Below are 15,813 nucleotides of genomic sequence, written 5' to 3'. Positions count from 1 at the left end.
CCGCCGCCTCAAGGGTCAGCCGCGTTTCATCGGACAGGTATTCATCCCGAGGATCGAGTAAAGCGGGCAGGTGGACAGCAGGCCCGTCAGCAGCGGCACGATGCCGATAAGCTTGGCCCAGTGCCAGAAGCCGCTGCCCTGATCCACGAAGAACCAGACCAGCAGCGCCGCTCCGATGACGATGCGCAGGATGCGGTCGATACCGCCGACATTGGTGGGCATGGGAACCTCCGTTTCGTTCCGCAGCGGGAACATTTGCCATATTCAGAATATGGAATGAAACGAGGCGAATGTCACGCGGCGCCTTGACGCGGGCGCCGCGTGGATTTCAGGCGCGGCCCCGCTTTTCAAAGCGCGGCAGCATGGCCGAGAAATCCATCCCGCGCCCGGCCTCGTCCTCGACGAAACGGCGGTAAAGCTCGGCTGCAAGCTGACCCATCGGCGTGTCGGCATCGGCCGAAACTGCCGCCTGCTGGCTGAGGTTCAGGTCTTTCAGCATCAGTTCTGCCGCGAAACCGGGCTTGTAGCCATTATCGGCGGGCGAGGTCGGGCCAACACCCGGCGCCGGGCAATAGGCGTTCATGGTCCAGCTATAGCCGGAGGAGGTGGAAACCACATCGAACATCTTCTGCCGGTCGAGGCCCAGCTTGTCTGCCAGTGCGAACGCTTCGCAGGTGGCGATCATGGTTACGCCGAGGATCATGTTGTTGCAGATCTTCGCGGCCTGACCTGCGCCCGAAGCGCCACAATGCACGGCCTTCTGGCCCATGATGTCAAAAAGCGGCTTCACCTTGGCAAAGTCTGCATCCGCGCCGCCCGCCATGAAGGTCAGCGTGCCATTGGTGGCGCCGCCAACCCCGCCCGACACCGGCGCATCCAGCGCGCCCAGACCCGCCGCCTGCGCCTCGCCCGCCACGGCACGGGCGCTGTCCACATCGACGGTCGAACAGTCGCACAGCACCGCACCCGCCGACATCGCGGGGATCACCTCGGCCGCGACGCTGCGCAGGATGGCGCCATTCGGCAGCATGGTGATGACGACCTCGGCGCCCACCGCCGCCTCGGCCGCCGTTTCGGCCTTGCTCACGCCCTCGGGCATGGGCGCGGTCAGGTCGAAGCCCGTGACCGCATGGCCCGCCTTCACCAGATTGGCCGCCATCGGGCCGCCCATGTTGCCAAGGCCGATGAATCCGATTTTCATGGTGTCACTCCGTAAACGTCAGGGTTTCGGCGCCCAGTGGCGCCAGCAGGGCATTGACTTCGGCCGCCGTGACCTCGGCGCCCGAGCCATGGCGCCAGCGCGGCTTGCGATCCTTGTCGATCACCATGGCGCGGATGCCTTCGAGAAAATCGGTCATTTCCTGCGCGCGATGGGTGACGCGATATTCCATCTCCAGCGCCACGGGCAGGGCCACATCGGCGGGCAGGCGGTGCTGCATCGCCAGCGTGGTCGCCACGGCGAGCGGAGCCCCCCGACGCAGTGCCTTCAGCGTGTCGTGGGCGAAGGCGCTATCCTCGGCGGCAAGGCTTGCCTCGATCACCGCCAGATCGGCGCGGGCAAAATGCCGGTCGATGTCGGCTTGCAGGTCGGGCAGGGTGCCCGGCTCGGGCGCTTTCAGGAAGGGTGGCAGCACGGCAATCTCGCCGGAGCGTTCCAGCGCCGCGATCAGCGCGGGCCAATCGGCCTCGGGCACGAAGTGATCGGCGAAACCGGCGTATATCGCATCGGCCGTCCCCATCCGCGTGCCGGTTGCCCCCAGATAGCAGCCGAGCCGCCCCGGCCCGTGTCGCAACAGCGCCGAGCCTCCGACATCCGGCACCAGCCCGATGGCGCATTCCGGCATGGCGATCTGTGCGCTTTCGCCGGCGATGCGGTGGCTGGCGTGACAGGCTACACCCACACCGCCGCCCATGCAGAAGCCCTGCACCAGCGTGACCACCGGCTTGGGATAGGCGCCGATCCGGGCATTCATCCGGTATTCGTCGCGCCAGAATGCCTGCCCATAAGCGACATTGCCCGCCGTGCCTTCGGCGTAAAGCTCGGCAATATCCCCCCCGGCACAGAAGGCGCGCTCGCCTTCGGCATCAATGACCACCAGCGCCACATCGGGGTCAGCGGCCCAAGACACCAGCGCCGCATCCAGCGCCTTGCACATCTCGTAGCTCAGCGCGTTCAGCGCCTTCGGGCGGGTGAAGGTCACGCGGCCCGCGCGCCCCGCCTTACGGAGGAAAATGTCGCTCATGCCGAAACCAGTGCGCGCGAGATGATCAGGCGCATGATCTCGTTGGTGCCTTCCAGAATCTGATGCACCCGGAGGTCGCGCACGATCTTTTCCACCCCGTAATCGGCGAGGTAACCATAGCCGCCATGCAGTTGCAGGCACTGGTTCGCCACATCAAAGGCCGCATCGGTGACGTAAAGCTTGGCCATGGCGCAGAACTTTGTGGCATCCGGCGCGCCGGTATCCAGCTTCCACGCCGCCTGACGCAGGAAGATGCGCGCCGATTGCAGCTTCACTTCCAGCTCCGCCAGACGGAATTGCAGTGCCTGGAACTGATCGAGCGTCTTTCCGAAGGCCCGCCGCTCGGCCATATAGGTCAGCGTCGCGTCAAAGGCCGCCTGCGCGCCGCCGAGGGCGGAAGCGGCGATGTTCAGCCGCCCGCCATCCAGCCCGGCCATGGCATAGGCAAAGCCCTTGCCCTCTTCCCCCAACAGGTTCGCGGCAGGCACCGCGCAATCATCCATCTGCACCTGACGGGTCGGCTGCGCGCGCCAGCCCATCTTGTCTTCCAGCCCGCCAAAGCTCAGCCCCGCCGCGCCATCCTCGATCACCAGCGCCGAAATCCCCTTTGGCCCCTCGGCGCCGCTGCGCGCCATCACGATATAGGCATCGGAATAGCCGCCGCCCGAGATGAAGGCCTTTGTGCCGGTCAGCCGCCAGCCCTGATCGTCACGCACCGCTTTCGTGCGCAGCGCTGCGGCATCGGAGCCTGAGCCCGGCTCGGTCAGACAGTAGGAAAACACCTTTTCCATGCTGCACAGGCCGGGGAGATAACGCGCCTTCATCTCGGCGCTGCCGAACTTGTCGATCATGCCGCCACACATGTTGTGGATCGACAGGAAGGCCGAAACCGCCGGGCAGGCCATCGCCAGCGCCTCGAAGACCAGCGTTGCATCCAGACGGCCAAGGCCGGTGCCGCCAAACTCCTCGCTGACGTAAAGCCCGCCCAGACCCAGCTCGGCCACCTTGGCCCACAAGTCACGGGGGATGGTGCCCGCCACCTCCCATTCCCGTGCGAAGGGGGCAATCTGTTCCTGCCCGAACGCCTGCGCCATTTCGAAAATGGCCTGTTGTTCCTCGGATAATGCAAAATCCATCCCGAGCCTCCTCCGCTGGAATTGAACACATGTTTATTTCTGGATTGTTGCGAGAGTTTTGCAAGGGTCGATCTTGCCGGGCCTCGCGCGGCCCGCCCCGATTTTCTGTCTGAAAATATCCTCGGGGGGTGAATGCGCCGTCCGGCGCAGAGGGGGGCAGACAGCCCCCCTCCCTTGTCGTCGAAATCAGTCCAGCGCCTTGAAGTTCAGCGCCGCCCCTTCCTTGATCCCCGAGAACCAGCGCGCCGTCACCGTTTTGGTCTTGGTGTAGAAGCGGAAGGCATCCGGGCCATACTGGTTCAGATCGCCGAAGGCCGATTTCTTCCAGCCGCCGAAGGTGTAGTAGGACAGCGGCACCGGGATCGGGAAATTGATGCCGACCATGCCGACATTCACCCGGCTCGCAAAATCGCGCGCGGTATCGCCATCGGCGGTAAAGATCGCGGTGCCATTGCCGTAATCGTTGTCGATCACAAGGTTCAGCGCATCCTCATAGGTCTTGGCCCGCACGGTCGAGAGCACAGGGCCGAAGATCTCCTGTTTGTAGATGTCCATGTCGCGGGTCACGTTATCGAACAGGGTCGGGCCGACGTAAAAGCCGTTCTCGTAGCCCTGGATCTTCAGGCCACGACCATCGACCACGATCTTCGCGCCCTGGTCCACACCCGAACCGATCAGGCCAAGGATACGTTCTTGCGCCTGACGGGTGATCACCGGCCCAAAGTCCACGTCATTGCCGGCAGTATAGGGACCGACCTTCAGTTTTTCGATGCGCGGCACCAGCTTTTCGATCAGCCGGTCGGCGGTTTCGTCGCCCACCGGCACCGCGACCGAGATCGCCATGCAGCGTTCGCCCGCCGCGCCGAAGCCCGCGCCGACCAGCGCATCCGCCGCCTTGTCCAGATCGGCGTCGGGCATGATCAGCATGTGGTTCTTGGCGCCGCCGAAGCACTGGGCGCGCTTGCCGTTGGTGGCGGCGCGGCCATAGATATATTGCGCGATCGGGGTCGATCCGACAAAGCCGATGGCCTGCACCGTCGGATTGTCGATCAGCCCGTCCACGGCTTCCTTGTCACCATTCACCACCTGCAGCACGCCGTCAGGGATACCGGCCTCCTGCGCCAGTTGCGCCAGCCGCAGCGAGGTGGAGGGCACGCGCTCCGACGGCTTCAGGATCACCGCATTGCCGCAGGACAGGGCAGGGCCCATCTTCCACAGCGGGATCATGGCGGGGAAGTTGAAGGGGGTGATGGCGGCCACCACGCCGAGCGGCTGCCGCATCGAATAAAGGTCGATTCCCGGACCGGCGCTGTCGGTATATTCGCCTTTCAGAAGGGCCGGGGCGCCCATGCAGACCTCGATCACCTCAAGCCCGCGCTGCACATCACCCTTGGCATCGGGGATGGTTTTGCCATGTTCACGGGCGACCAGCTCGGCCAGTTCATCCATGTGCTGATTGATCAGGTCGCCGAGTTTCATCATCACCCGCGCGCGGCGCTGCGGGTTGGTGGCGGCCCATGCGGGCTGCGCCTTTTCCGCCTCGGCGATGGCATGGGCCAGTTCGTCGGCTGTGGCCAGCGCGACGCGCGCCTGCAATTCGCCGGTGGCGGGGTTGTAGACTTCGGCAAAGCGGCCCGACTTGCCCGCCACCATCTTGCCGTTGATCCAGTGTCCGATCTCTTGCATTGGAATCCTCCCGATCTGCTGGTGCTACAATAGGCTTGCAAATTTCACGGCAAAAGCGGCAAGTTTCCAAATCAGTTTTGCATTTCTGCAAAGGCGCGCGATGGACTGGGATGATCTGAAACTGTTTCTGGCGGTGGCGCGCAGCGAAAGCCTGTCGGGCGCCGGGAGGGCGCTGCGGCTGGATCCGGCGACAGTCGGCCGCCGCATCGCGCGGCTGGAAGAGGCGCTTGGCGCGCGGCTCTTTGTGAAAAGCCCGCAGGGATATGCGCTGACGGACGAAGGCGCGCGCATCCTCGCCCATGCCGAACGCGCCGAGCAGGCGGTGACCGGCGTGACCGAGGAATTGCGCGGGACGCAAGGTCTGACCGGGCAGATCCGCATCGGCGCGCCGGATGGTTGCGCCAATTATCTGCTGCCACAGGTTCTGGCCGCGATCTGCGATGCCAATCCGGGGCTGGAGGTGCAGATCGTCGCCCTGCCGCGTGTCTTCAACCTGTCGAAACGTGAGGCGGACATGGCTATCGCGGTGTCGCGGCCTGAAACCGGGCGGCTGACGGTGCAGAAGCTGACCGATTATCGCCTGAGCCTTGCCGCCTCGCGCGATTACCTTGCGAAGCATCCACCGATCACTGGCCCCGATTCGCTGCACGGCCACAGGATCGTCGGCTATATCCCCGACATGATCTTCGACAAGGAACTGGATTACCTCAGCCAGCTTGGTCTCGATGCAGTGCCGCTGGCGTCCAATTCGGTTTCGGTGCAACTCAACTGGCTGCGGCATGGCGCCGGAATCGGTGTGGTGCATGACTTTGCCCGCCCTGCGGCGCCGGAACTGGAACGCATCCTGCCGGATCTGCGTTTGACCCGTGCGTTCTGGCTGATCCGTCACGCCGACGATCAGCGTGTAGAGCGACTCAACCGCTTTGCCGATCTCCTTGGGGACGGTATTCGTAAAGAAGTATTACGCCTGGAAGCTGTCTCTTGACATAAAATTGCGCAGGCGCAAGGCTTTGTACATGAGCCAAGGAGGTTGCCATGCATGTCGCGCAGATTCTCAAGACCAAGTCGGATGATGGGGTTGTCACCGTCGCCCCCGGCACCAGCGTCGCCGAGGTTGCGCATGTTCTTTCGATGCGCCGCATCGGGGCGGTGATCGTGTCGGCAGACGGCAAGCACCCGGCGGGCATCGTCTCGGAACGCGACATCGTGCGCGAACTGGGCAAGCGCGGCCCGACCTGTCTGGCCGAGGCGGTGGACGGGCTGATGACCACGAAACTCGTCACCTGCACGCGGGATGAAACCACCCATGACGTGTTGCAGAAGATGAGCGCGGGGCGTTTCCGCCACATGCCGGTGATGGAAGGGGACGAGATGATCGGCCTCATTTCCATCGGCGATGTGGTGCAATCGCGGCTGATGGAACTGGCCGCCGAGAAAGATGCGCTGGAAGGGATGATCAAGGGCTTCTGAGCCTCTTGCCGCGCCGCGGCAAATTCGCGCTTGCAAAGCGCCGCGCAATATTGTTGCGTGGCGTCAGCAAATGAGGGGGGAGCCCATGCGCATCGGCCTGTATCCCGGCACGTTCGACCCGATCACGCTCGGCCATGTCGATATCATCCAGCGCGCCATGCAACTGGTGGACCGGCTGGTCATCGGCGTGGCCATCAACCGCGACAAGGGGCCGCTGTTCTCGCTTGAGGAACGGGTCGCCATGGTCGAGGCGGAATGCGCCGGTATCGCCAAAGCCTGCGGAGGCGAGATCGTGGTGCACCCGTTCGAAAACCTGCTGATCAATTGCGCCCGCGACGTGGGGGCGCAGGTCATCGTGCGCGGTCTGCGCGCCGTTGCCGATTTCGAATATGAATTCCAGATGGTCGGGATGAACCGGGCGCTGGACAACAGTATCGAGACGGTCTTCCTGATGGCCGATGCCCGTCGGCAGGCCATTGCCTCGAAACTGGTGAAAGAAATCGCCCGGCTGGGTGGGGACGTGTCGAAATTCGTCACGCCCGATGTTCAGGCGGCCTTGCGCCGCAAATATGGCTGAAGGGCAGGGGCTTTTCAGCCCCGGCCGTAAACAGCCTGATGCGCGATGCGATGCGCGTCACCGGGAAACAACCCCAGATCCAGCGCCACATCCTGCGGCAGCCGCGCGATCTCGTTGCGGGTTTCGATATAACGCGCGCGTTTTTCCGCGGCGGATTTCAGGCGGGTGAAGATATTCGTCATGTCTTTTCCTTCCACATCTCGTGGAGTCCATGTGTCAGGCCGGATGCCTGTCACCCCGCCTAGATGCGCCTGAAAGGTAGCGCTAACAAGGTGGGTGGCTGGCAATGCCGCGTTGCAGCATCTGCATGGCTGGGCAAAGACGAAGGGCGCCCGAAGGCGCCCCAGATTTCTTGCAAGAAATTTGCACGATTTCAGGAAAATCCTTGCGCGGACCTCAGATCAGCTTGCCCATGGCCACGGCGGTATCCGCCATGCGGTTCGAGAAGCCCCATTCATTGTCATACCAGCTGAGGATCGACACAAAGCGGCCGTCCATCACCTTTGTCTGGTCCATGTGGAAGATGCTGGAATGCGGGTCATGGTTGAAGTCGGACGAGACATTCTTGAACAGCGTGTAGCCCAGAATGCCCTTCAGCGGGCCATCGGCAGCCGCCTTGATTGCGGCATTCACCTCTTCCACCGAGGTGTCGCGCTTCGCGAGGAACTTCAGATCCACGACTGAGACGTTCGGCGTCGGCACCCGGATGGCAAAACCGTCGAGCTTTCCCTTCAGATCGGGCAGCACCAGACCCACCGCCTTGGCAGCGCCGGTGGAGGTGGGGATCATCGACAGCGCGGCGGCGCGGGCGCGATACAGATCCTTGTGCATCGTATCCAGCGTCGGCTGGTCGCCGGTATAGCTGTGGATCGTGGTCATCATGCCTTTTTCGATGCCGATGGCATCGTTCAGCACCTTGGCGACCGGGCTGAGGCAGTTGGTGGTGCAGGAGGCGTTGGAGACGATCAGGTCATCCGCCGTCAGCGTGTCGTGGTTCACCCCGAAGACGATGGTCTTGTCGGCGCCCTCGCCGGGGGCCGAGATCAGCACGCGCTTCGAGCCGTTTTCCAGATGCGCGAGGCATTTTTCCTTGCTGGTGAAGATGCCGGTGCATTCCATCACCACATCGACATCCGACCATGGCAGGTCCGCCGGATTGCGCAGGGCGGTCACCCGGATCGGGCCGCGGCCGACGTCGATCCAGTCGTCTCCAGTGGTGACTTCGACCGGGAAGCGGCCATGAACGGAATCGAAGCGCAGCAGATGCGCGTTGGTTTCCACCGGACCCAGATCATTGATCGCCACCACCTCGATATCGGTGCGGCCCGATTCGATGATGGCGCGCAGCACGTTGCGCCCGATACGTCCGAATCCGTTGATAGCGACTTTGACGGTCATGGCTGCCTCCTTGCCAATGCGCGACCCGGCCGACGAATCGGTCGGTTTTGGTAGCGCTAACATGGCAAGAAAAGGCCAAAGATCAACCAAAAACTCGGGCGCGTGGCAGCGCCGTCACTTCCAGAAGCGCAGATAATCCATCAGGGTCAGCATCTTGCGGCCCAGAAAAACCAAAGCGGCCCCGCCGTTCAAAAAAACGTCGAGGCCGATAAGACCCACGATCAGCAGGCCGAGAACCAAGGCGATGCGGTCGGTCACGACCCCTCCGTTATTGGAGGAGCCGCCCCATCGCACCGGCCACATCGGCCATCCGGCAGGAGAAGCCCCATTCATTGTCATACCAGGCCAGCACACGGACGGTGCGGCCGCCCACGACCTTGGTCTGGTCAGGGGCGAAGATAGACGAATGGCTGGTGTGATTGAAGTCGATCGAGACCTTGGGCTCCGGGTCATAGGCCAGAACCGCACCCATATGGCCAGCGGCGGCCTCGCGCACGATCTCGTTCACGTCGGCGACGGTCACGTCCTTGCCCGCGACAAAGGTCAGATCGACGGCCGAGACATTCGGCGTCGGCACACGGATGGCCGAGCCGTCCAGCTTGCCCTTGAGTTCCGGCAGCACCTCGCCGATGGCCTTGGCCGCGCCGGTGGAGGTGGGGATCATCGCCATGGCGGCGGCACGGGCGCGATACAGATCCTTGTGGCGGCGGTCCAGCGTCGGCTGGTCGCCGGTGTAGGAATGGATCGTGGTCATGATGCCGCTTTCGATGCCGATCGCATCGTTCAGCACCTTGGCCAGCGGGGCGAGGCAGTTGGTGGTGCAGGAACCGTTGGAAACGACCAGATGTTCCGACAGCAGCGAACGGTGGTTCACACCATAAACGATGGTCTTGTCGGCATTCTTGGCGGGAGCCGAGACCAGCACGCGCTTGGCGCCACGACCAAGGTGGACAGCGGCCTTGTCGCGGTCATTGAACTTGCCGGTGCATTCCAGCACGACGTCGATACCTTCCCAGTCCAGCTCGTCGGGGTTGTAGGTTGACATCACCCGGATCGGGCCACGGCCCAGATCCAGCGTGTCGCCCTCGACCGAGACCTTGCCGGGGAAGCGGCCATGCACGCTGTCATATTTCAGCAGGTGGGCGTTGGTTTCGATGGGGCCGGTGGCGTTGATCGCCACGACCTGCACATCGTTGCGGGCCGATTCCGCGATATGCGCCAGCGTGCAGCGCCCGATGCGGCCAAAGCCATTGATGCCGATGGTGATGGTCATGTCTCGCGTCTCCGTGTTTCCAGCCCCGCAACTTCGGCAGGCCATACCGGAAGCGGGGGAGTCGGGGAAGCTGAAAAGCGACATGTTTTCATAATGTTGGCGCAAACATCGGCTGTTTTCGCTAACAAGAAGCAGCGATTGGCATCTTTTCGCCGCGATGCAGCTTCGTTAGTCTGACCCGGTAACGAAGTGGAGAACGGCATGAGTGGTTTGCTGGCACTGCTGGATGATGTGGCGGCCATTGCCAAGGTCGCGGCGGCTTCGGTCGATGATGTGGCGGCCGCGGCGGCCAAGGCGGGGGCCAAAGCGGCTGGCGTCGTGATCGACGATACCGCAGTGACGCCTGCCTATGTGCATGGTTTCTCGGCGGATCGGGAGTTGCCGATCATCGGACGCATCGCGCTGGGATCTGTGCGCAACAAGCTGCTGATCCTGCTTCCCGCGCTGCTGGCGCTGAACCATTTCGCTCCGGGCCTGATCACCCCGCTGCTGATGCTGGGCGGCAGTTATCTGTGTTTCGAGGGCGCCGAGAAGGTGTTGCACATGTTCGCGCCCCATGCCGATGCGGCGGTGGAGCGGGATTTCGACACCCGCGATCCGGCGCATCTGGAAGAGGAAAAGGTCGCGGGTGCGATCAAGACCGATTTCATCCTCTCGGCCGAGATCATGACCATCTCGCTGGCTGCCATCCCGGAAAGTGGACCATGGATGGAAGCGTTCACGCTGGCGCTGGTGGGGGTGCTGATCACGGTTGCGGTCTATGGCGCGGTGGCGCTGATCGTGAAGATGGATGATGTGGGCTTGCATCTTGCGCGCGCGGCGCGCGGCAGGGCGATCCGGGGTCTCGGGCGCGGGCTGGTGCGCGGGATGCCGAAGCTTCTGGCGGTGCTGTCCTCGGTCGGCACGCTGGCGATGCTGTGGGTCGGTGGCAATATCGTCATTCACGGGCTGCATGAGCTGGGCCTGCACGAGCCCTACACCAGCATCCATCATCTTGCCGAACTGGCCGCCGGGGGCGTGCCTATGGCGGCGGGGCTGGTTGCCTGGGCGGTGACCGCTTTCTGCGACGGTGTGCTGGGGCTGCTTTATGGATTGCTGCTGGTTCCGGTGGTGACGCGGGTTATCGGGCCGGTGGTGGCGGCGCTGACCGGGCGCAAGCCGGCGGCGCATTAACTCTGGGCCGGCGCGGGTGCCGCGCCGGGGAATTTGAGTATTTTTGCAAGAAGCAAGAGGCTCAGGTCGCGGTGACGCGGAGGGCTTCGAGCCCGTGGAAATGGTAGACATCGCCGTAACGTGGCGGTGCGGCGAGGCGCAGGCCGGGCAGGCGGTCGAGCAGAATCGGCAGCGCGACCTGCAATTCCAGCCGCGCGAGCGGGGCGCCGACGCAGAAATGGATGCCGGCGCCGAAGCTGAGGTTCGGCTTCACCGGGCGGGCCGGGTCGAAGCGGGCAGGGGTGTCGAATGCGGCCGGGTCTCGGTTGGCGGCGGCAAGCAGGATCTGCACCTCGGCGCCTTTCGGGATGCGGGTGCCCATGACCTCGACCTCTTCATAGGCCCAGCGGGTGAAGGCATGCAGCGGTGGATCGAGGCGCAGGATTTCCTCGACCGTGCCGGTGATGGCCTGGGCTGCGAGGGCGCTGCGCGGGGTTTTATGTTCCAGAAGCAGTTTCACACCATTGCCGATGCTGTGCACCGTGGCCTCGTGCCCGGCGTTCAGCAGCAGGATGCAGGTGGTGATCAACTCGTCGGTCGAAAGTTTCTCGCCTGCTTCCTCGGCCGCGATCAGCGCGGTGATCAGATCGTCGCGCGGGGTCTTGCGGCGGTCCTCCACATAGCGGCGCATGAAGGCTACGAAATCCTCGGTCGCGGCCACCGCCGCATCCTCGCGCGCGCGGTCGCGTCCGGCCTGATACATGCCGACCATGGCATTGGACCAGCGCAGCAGGTCCGGTGCCATTTCTTCGGGCACGCCCAGCAGGCGGGCGATGACGATGACCGGCAGGCGCTGGCCGAACTCTGCCAGCAGGTCGAACTCGCCTTCGGGCAGGCGGTCGATCAGATCGTGGCACAGCGCCGTGATTTCCGGCGCCAGCGCGGCGATACGGCGCGAGGTGAAGGCGCGCAGCACGAGGCTGCGCAGGCGGGTGTGGCGCGGCGGCTCCAGCTCCAGCATGGAATGCGCTTCGACCGCGTAGAACGGGGCAAGCCGGTCGGGGCTCGGCTGCCGTGCCTCGGGCGGGATTTCACGGCCGAAGCGGCGGTCGCGGTAGATCGCATTGGCGGCGGCGTAATTGCCGGTCGAGATCAGCCCGTAATCCTGCCACAGGAAGAACGGCCCGGCGGCGCGGGCGCGTTCGTAGAACGGATAGGGGTTCTGCACGAAATCGGGATCGGTGGGCGACTGGCTCAGGCTTTGCATTCTGGTTCCGTCAGGTGGGTTGCCGGGTGGGCGTGGGGCGGTGCTGTGCGATCAGCACGCCCGCGCCAACGATGGCGGCGCCAAGCGCCTGAACCCAGTTCCAGGGCTGTCCCAGCAGGCTGAGGAACAGCATCACATAAAAGGGCGCCGCATTCATATGCAGCGCCGCGAGGCCGATGCCAAGATGCGAGACCGAGGCGATCCATAGAATCTGGCACAAGGCCATGCCGCAGATGGAAAATACCGCGAGCGCCGCGATTTCGGTCGGGCCGATGGCCGCCCATTGCACCGCAGGCCCGCCGGTAAGCGCGGCGATGCCCGCGCCGATGCCGGTGGCAAGCCCCGCGCCCGCCAGGGTGACGGTGGTGCGGCCCCAGGCGCTCAGCCCCGGCAGGGCGGTGACGCTGAACCGCGAGCCGAGCGTATAGGCGAGGATCGAGGCGGCGGCGCAGAAGGCGCCAAAGCCAAGATCCACCGCGCCGAGGGCGCCACCAAGGCTGACGACGCCGCCCGCGACTGATAGCGCAAGGCCAATCGTCAGCGGCAGGGTCAGGCGTCGGCCGTCGGCCGCGCATTCGATGGCGATACCGATGACCGGCATGGCGGAAGAAATCACCGCCACGGTCACCGGATCGGTCGCCGCCTGCGCCATGACCAGCAGCACGCCGCTGAGCCCGAAGCTGAGCCCGCCGAGCAGCAGCCCCCGGCGCCAGGGCGCTGTGCGAAGCCGGGCGGGTCCTTCGATCAGCAGCCAGACCGGCAGCAGCACCGCCGCCGCGATGGACATGCGCAGCGCGGTCAGCGGCAGCGCCGGGATCGGCCCGATCAGATATTCGGCCGCCGGAAGGCCCATGGCCCAGACCAGCATGGAGCCGAGGCAGAGAAGGTTCGCCAGAAGCGGGGTCATCGGGATGCGCATGACGCCAGACTGACGCGGGCCGCGCGCAGCCGCGCGACCATATGCGACCGGGGATGTCGCTGCGGATCAAGCTGCCGACAGCGCCGCGACGATGGCACCGAAATCGGCGGCCTTGAGGCTCGCGCCGCCGACCAGCGCGCCATTGACCTCGGGGGTGGCAAAGATTTCGGCCGCGTTCGAGGGTTTGACCGAACCGCCGTAAAGCAGACGGATGCCCTTGGCGGCCGCACCGAAGCGGCTGACCAGTTCGGCGCGCAGGAAGCGGTGGACCTCGGCGATTTCGTGCAGGGTGGGGGTGCGGCCGGTGCCGATGGCCCAGACCGGCTCATAGGCGATCACGATATTTTCCGCCGTGGCACCCTCGGGCACCGAGCCTTCGACCTGCCGCCCGACCACGGCCAGCGCCTGACCGGCATCGCGTTCCGCCTCGGTTTCTCCGACGCAGACCACGGCGACAAGCCCGCTGGCCCATGCGGCTTCGGCCTTGGCGCAGACCTGAGCATCGGTTTCGCCATGATCCGCGCGGCGTTCAGAATGGCCAAGGATGACGTATGACGCCCCGGCCTCGGCCAGCATCGGTGCAGAAACATCGCCGGTATGGGCGCCGGTGGCTCTGGCGTGGCAATCCTGCCCGCCGATGCGCAGCGCAGTGCCATGGGCGGCGCGCGCCATACGGTCGATCAGCGTTGCGGGGGGGCAGAGCAACATCTCGCAGCCGGGCGCCGGATGTGCGGCTGTCAGCGCCGCCACTTCGGCCAGATCGGCGGCTGTGCCGTTCATCTTCCAGTTTCCGGCGGCCAGTCTGCGCATATCCATCCCTTTCGAAAAGTTCGGAAAGGGTTATGCCAAACCTGTCAGCCTGAGGGAAGGGTTCAGCTTGCGGGCGCGTCGCGGAACTTGATGGATTCGCCGCAACCGCAGGCCTCGACCACATTCGGATTGTTGAAGCGGAAGCCCGCCTCCAGCGCCGAAACCTGATAGTCGATCTCGGTCCCGAACAGGAACATCTGCGCCATCGGGGCGATCAGCACCCGCGCGCCGTCCTGTTCGATCACCTCGTCCAGCGGATTCACCTCTGAGACGTAATCCATGGTGTATTCCATCCCGGCACAGCCGCCCTTCTTGACGCCGATCCGCAGACCCTGCGCCGCCTGTTTTTCCATCAGGCGGAGGATCTGCTTCGTCGCAGCGGGGGTCAGGGTCACGGCTTGCTTGCCGGGGATGCCGAACATCGGGTTGGTCCTTATGCTATGGCACAAACATAGGTTTTTGCACCTGCCACCTCAAGGGGCGGCACGGGGGTTACATGAACCCCAGTTCCAGCCGCGCCTCGTCGGACATCATTTCCATGCCCCAGGGCGGATCGAAGGTCATCAGCACACGCACCGATTGCACGCCCGGCACGGCCTCCACAGCGTCCTGCACCCAACCCGGCATCTCACCCGCGACCGGGCAGCCCGGAGCGGTGAGGGTCATCACGATCTCCACCTCGTTCGCGCTGCCGATCTCGACCGTATAGACAAGGCCAAGGTCGAAGATGTTCACCGGAATTTCCGGGTCAAAGACGGTGCGGCAGGCCTCTACCACATTGTCGTAAAGCGGATGGTCGGTGGTGGAGGGTTTGATGAGGGGGGCGCCCTCGATCTGGTCCTGAGCCTCGGTCATGGGTCTCTCGCACTTTAGTTGACCGAATATATAGGGATTACCGGGCGAAGGTCCAGAGCAGGCGTTACAGCAACCGTCGTGCCAGCCCGCTACGGATCATGCCCCAGCCCAGCAGGGCGGACCCGGCCAGCGCCCAGAGGAAAACCAGAGGGTAGGGCAGGTCGGTCAACCGGATCGTCCAGGCCACGAAGAACACGTGCAAAAAGTAGATCGCATTGGCCATGGTGCCATAATCGCGGGTGGTCGTGCTGCGGCCCATCAGCGCCCAGAGCACCAGCGCAGGTGCAGCGAGGGCCAGCCCCAGCAGATTGTCATGGCTGACGCCCTGCGGGGCGATGGCCTCCAGCGCCAGCGATTCCAGCGGCAGCGCGGCGCAGGCCAGCAGGGCGACAATGCCGACAGGGTGCCGGTCCAGCCGGGCAGGCAGGTCGTGGCGGCGGATCAGCAGACCCAGCAGGAAGAAGGGCAGGCCGAGGAACAGCCCGTTCCGATGCAGCCAGACCGGGCTGCCCACCCAATAGGGCGTTGGTGGCCAGATCTGCCAGGCAAAGCCCCACATCACCGCCGCTCCGGCCGTAAAGGCCAGAACGGCCAGTGCCAGCAGGCGGCGGGTGGACCAATGCGCAACCAGCGTCGCAAGGGCAGCGGCCAGCGCGGCGGCGATCAGATACCACAAATGCCACCACCCCACCGCCCAGACCCGGCCGATGGTCAGCCAGTCCGAGGCGAAGAAGGCGCTTTGCCAGACCGGCAGGTAAAGCGCCATCCACACCATATACAGCCAGACCAGCCGCCGCAGATAGGGGCCAACGGTCCCGGCAGCCACGCGCGGCTGGAAGAAATAGCCGTTGATGACAAAAAAGGCGGGCACGGCGACCCGAAACAGACCGTCGCCCGTGATCAGCACCACCGCGCGGCTGTCGATCCCGAAAGGGTTGACGTGGATGCCGACCACCATGACGGCCAGCGCCAGCTTCAACAGGTCAAGCGTGCGGCGGCGCTGCATGGCGGTCGGTCAGGTTTGCCG

Annotated in this window: 19 protein-coding genes; 4 read left to right on the top strand and 15 right to left on the bottom strand. The window is 64.5% G+C overall.

Features of this window, described 5'->3' with window-relative positions:
• Positions 1-15: 15 nt before the first annotated feature.
• The 5 genes from D2N39_RS01135 to D2N39_RS01115 form a co-directional block, all read right to left on the bottom strand.
• Positions 16-222, bottom strand: coding sequence for a YgaP family membrane protein (locus tag D2N39_RS01135; RefSeq protein WP_119133310.1), 207 nt, complete (start codon positions 220-222; stop codon positions 16-18).
• Positions 223-328: 106 nt separating this feature from the next.
• A complete protein-coding gene (mmsB, locus tag D2N39_RS01130) occupies positions 329-1,201 on the bottom strand; it encodes a 3-hydroxyisobutyrate dehydrogenase (RefSeq protein ID WP_119132971.1) in 873 nt (290 codons plus the stop codon).
• Positions 1,202-1,205: 4 nt separating this feature from the next.
• Positions 1,206-2,243, bottom strand: a complete 1,038-nt coding sequence (locus D2N39_RS01125; protein ID WP_119132970.1) for an enoyl-CoA hydratase/isomerase family protein — start codon at positions 2,241-2,243, stop codon at positions 1,206-1,208.
• Positions 2,240-3,379, bottom strand: coding sequence for an acyl-CoA dehydrogenase family protein (locus D2N39_RS01120; RefSeq protein WP_119132969.1), 1,140 nt, complete (start codon positions 3,377-3,379; stop codon positions 2,240-2,242). Before D2N39_RS01120 ends, D2N39_RS01125 begins: the two co-directional genes overlap by 4 nt.
• Positions 3,380-3,565: 186 nt before the next feature.
• Complete coding sequence (locus D2N39_RS01115; RefSeq protein WP_119132968.1) at positions 3,566-5,065, bottom strand: CoA-acylating methylmalonate-semialdehyde dehydrogenase; 1,500 nt, start codon at positions 5,063-5,065, stop codon at positions 3,566-3,568.
• Between the two features lie 100 nt (positions 5,066-5,165).
• On the opposite strand from D2N39_RS01115, the gene D2N39_RS01110 reads away from it, so the two are divergent.
• The 3 genes from D2N39_RS01110 (at position 5,166) to coaD (ending at position 7,112) form a co-directional block, all read left to right on the top strand.
• Positions 5,166-6,050, top strand: coding sequence for a LysR family transcriptional regulator (locus D2N39_RS01110; RefSeq protein WP_119132967.1), 885 nt, complete (start codon positions 5,166-5,168; stop codon positions 6,048-6,050).
• 50 nt (positions 6,051-6,100) lie between these two features.
• Positions 6,101-6,535 carry a CBS domain-containing protein gene (locus tag D2N39_RS01105; RefSeq protein ID WP_119132966.1) on the top strand — a complete coding sequence of 145 codons (435 nt, stop codon included), beginning with the start codon at positions 6,101-6,103 and terminating at the stop codon, positions 6,533-6,535.
• An 85-nt stretch (positions 6,536-6,620) separates the two neighbouring features.
• Complete coding sequence (gene coaD / locus D2N39_RS01100; protein WP_119132965.1) at positions 6,621-7,112, top strand: pantetheine-phosphate adenylyltransferase; 492 nt, start codon at positions 6,621-6,623, stop codon at positions 7,110-7,112.
• A 14-nt stretch (positions 7,113-7,126) separates the two neighbouring features.
• Here coaD and D2N39_RS23065 read toward each other — a convergent pair whose 3' ends face one another.
• From D2N39_RS23065 to gap (D2N39_RS01090), 4 genes are all read right to left on the bottom strand, one after another.
• On the bottom strand, positions 7,127-7,294 hold the full coding sequence (locus tag D2N39_RS23065) for a hypothetical protein (RefSeq protein WP_199725175.1): 168 nt from the start codon (positions 7,292-7,294) through the stop codon (positions 7,127-7,129).
• A gap of 214 nt (positions 7,295-7,508) precedes the next feature.
• On the bottom strand, positions 7,509-8,510 hold the full coding sequence (gap, locus tag D2N39_RS01095; RefSeq protein WP_119132964.1) for a type I glyceraldehyde-3-phosphate dehydrogenase: 1,002 nt from the start codon (positions 8,508-8,510) through the stop codon (positions 7,509-7,511).
• 114 nt (positions 8,511-8,624) lie between these two features.
• Entirely contained in the window at positions 8,625-8,768 is a 144-nt protein-coding gene (locus D2N39_RS23060; protein WP_199725174.1) for a hypothetical protein, read from the bottom strand.
• Between the two features lie 10 nt (positions 8,769-8,778).
• A complete protein-coding gene (gene gap, locus D2N39_RS01090) occupies positions 8,779-9,783 on the bottom strand; it encodes a type I glyceraldehyde-3-phosphate dehydrogenase (RefSeq protein WP_054303387.1) in 1,005 nt (334 codons plus the stop codon).
• A gap of 201 nt (positions 9,784-9,984) precedes the next feature.
• Between gap (D2N39_RS01090) and D2N39_RS01085 the strand changes: the two genes are divergently transcribed.
• Positions 9,985-10,956 carry a DUF808 domain-containing protein gene (locus tag D2N39_RS01085; protein WP_119132963.1) on the top strand — a complete coding sequence of 324 codons (972 nt, stop codon included), beginning with the start codon at positions 9,985-9,987 and terminating at the stop codon, positions 10,954-10,956.
• 61 nt (positions 10,957-11,017) lie between these two features.
• On the opposite strand, the gene D2N39_RS01080 is transcribed toward D2N39_RS01085, so the two are convergent.
• The 6 genes from D2N39_RS01080 to D2N39_RS01055 form a co-directional block, all read right to left on the bottom strand.
• On the bottom strand, positions 11,018-12,202 hold the full coding sequence (locus D2N39_RS01080) for a cytochrome P450 (RefSeq protein WP_119132962.1): 1,185 nt from the start codon (positions 12,200-12,202) through the stop codon (positions 11,018-11,020).
• Positions 12,203-12,212: 10 nt separating this feature from the next.
• Positions 12,213-13,109: a DMT family transporter gene (locus D2N39_RS01075; RefSeq protein WP_158589755.1), complete on the bottom strand. Its 897-nt coding sequence runs from the start codon at positions 13,107-13,109 to the stop codon at positions 12,213-12,215.
• 78 nt (positions 13,110-13,187) lie between these two features.
• Positions 13,188-13,931: a triose-phosphate isomerase gene (gene tpiA / locus D2N39_RS01070; protein WP_119133309.1), complete on the bottom strand. Its 744-nt coding sequence runs from the start codon at positions 13,929-13,931 to the stop codon at positions 13,188-13,190.
• 62 nt (positions 13,932-13,993) lie between these two features.
• Positions 13,994-14,353: a HesB/IscA family protein gene (locus D2N39_RS01065; RefSeq protein WP_119132960.1), complete on the bottom strand. Its 360-nt coding sequence runs from the start codon at positions 14,351-14,353 to the stop codon at positions 13,994-13,996.
• A 70-nt stretch (positions 14,354-14,423) separates the two neighbouring features.
• On the bottom strand, positions 14,424-14,786 hold the full coding sequence (locus tag D2N39_RS01060) for an SUF system Fe-S cluster assembly protein (protein ID WP_054303393.1): 363 nt from the start codon (positions 14,784-14,786) through the stop codon (positions 14,424-14,426).
• A gap of 64 nt (positions 14,787-14,850) precedes the next feature.
• A complete protein-coding gene (locus D2N39_RS01055; RefSeq protein WP_119132959.1) occupies positions 14,851-15,792 on the bottom strand; it encodes an acyltransferase family protein in 942 nt (313 codons plus the stop codon).
• Between the last annotated feature and the right edge of the window lie 21 nt (positions 15,793-15,813).

The organism is Gemmobacter lutimaris, from assembly GCF_003570715.1.
In the GTDB taxonomy this organism is placed as follows: Bacteria; Pseudomonadota; Alphaproteobacteria; order Rhodobacterales; family Rhodobacteraceae; genus Gemmobacter; species Gemmobacter lutimaris.
Note: the sequence above shows the minus strand (reverse complement) of the source record. Positions and strands in the feature narration are given on the sequence as shown.

Excerpts from the sequence above, each read along its gene's own strand:
- coaD (WP_119132965.1), top strand. The coding sequence starts at position 6,621 with ATGCGCATCGGCCTGTATCCCGGCACGTTCGACCCGATCACGCTCGGC.
- gap (WP_119132964.1), bottom strand. The coding sequence starts at position 8,510 with ATGACCGTCAAAGTCGCTATCAACGGATTCGGACGTATCGGGCGCAAC.
- mmsB (WP_119132971.1), bottom strand. The coding sequence starts at position 1,201 with ATGAAAATCGGATTCATCGGCCTTGGCAACATGGGCGGCCCGATGGCG.
- D2N39_RS01075 (WP_158589755.1), bottom strand. The coding sequence starts at position 13,109 with ATGACCCCGCTTCTGGCGAACCTTCTCTGCCTCGGCTCCATGCTGGTC.
- D2N39_RS01055 (WP_119132959.1), bottom strand. The coding sequence starts at position 15,792 with ATGCAGCGCCGCCGCACGCTTGACCTGTTGAAGCTGGCGCTGGCCGTC.
- D2N39_RS01115 (WP_119132968.1), bottom strand. The coding sequence starts at position 5,065 with ATGCAAGAGATCGGACACTGGATCAACGGCAAGATGGTGGCGGGCAAG.
- gap (WP_054303387.1), bottom strand. The coding sequence starts at position 9,783 with ATGACCATCACCATCGGCATCAATGGCTTTGGCCGCATCGGGCGCTGC.
- D2N39_RS01060 (WP_054303393.1), bottom strand. The coding sequence starts at position 14,786 with ATGACCGAGGCTCAGGACCAGATCGAGGGCGCCCCCCTCATCAAACCC.
- D2N39_RS01110 (WP_119132967.1), top strand. The coding sequence starts at position 5,166 with ATGGACTGGGATGATCTGAAACTGTTTCTGGCGGTGGCGCGCAGCGAA.
- D2N39_RS01080 (WP_119132962.1), bottom strand. The coding sequence starts at position 12,202 with ATGCAAAGCCTGAGCCAGTCGCCCACCGATCCCGATTTCGTGCAGAAC.
- D2N39_RS01065 (WP_119132960.1), bottom strand. The coding sequence starts at position 14,353 with ATGTTCGGCATCCCCGGCAAGCAAGCCGTGACCCTGACCCCCGCTGCG.
- D2N39_RS01120 (WP_119132969.1), bottom strand. The coding sequence starts at position 3,379 with ATGGATTTTGCATTATCCGAGGAACAACAGGCCATTTTCGAAATGGCG.
- D2N39_RS01085 (WP_119132963.1), top strand. The coding sequence starts at position 9,985 with ATGAGTGGTTTGCTGGCACTGCTGGATGATGTGGCGGCCATTGCCAAG.
- D2N39_RS01135 (WP_119133310.1), bottom strand. The coding sequence starts at position 222 with ATGCCCACCAATGTCGGCGGTATCGACCGCATCCTGCGCATCGTCATC.
- tpiA (WP_119133309.1), bottom strand. The coding sequence starts at position 13,931 with ATGCGCAGACTGGCCGCCGGAAACTGGAAGATGAACGGCACAGCCGCC.
- D2N39_RS01105 (WP_119132966.1), top strand. The coding sequence starts at position 6,101 with ATGCATGTCGCGCAGATTCTCAAGACCAAGTCGGATGATGGGGTTGTC.
- D2N39_RS23065 (WP_199725175.1), bottom strand. The coding sequence starts at position 7,294 with ATGACGAATATCTTCACCCGCCTGAAATCCGCCGCGGAAAAACGCGCG.
- D2N39_RS01125 (WP_119132970.1), bottom strand. The coding sequence starts at position 2,243 with ATGAGCGACATTTTCCTCCGTAAGGCGGGGCGCGCGGGCCGCGTGACC.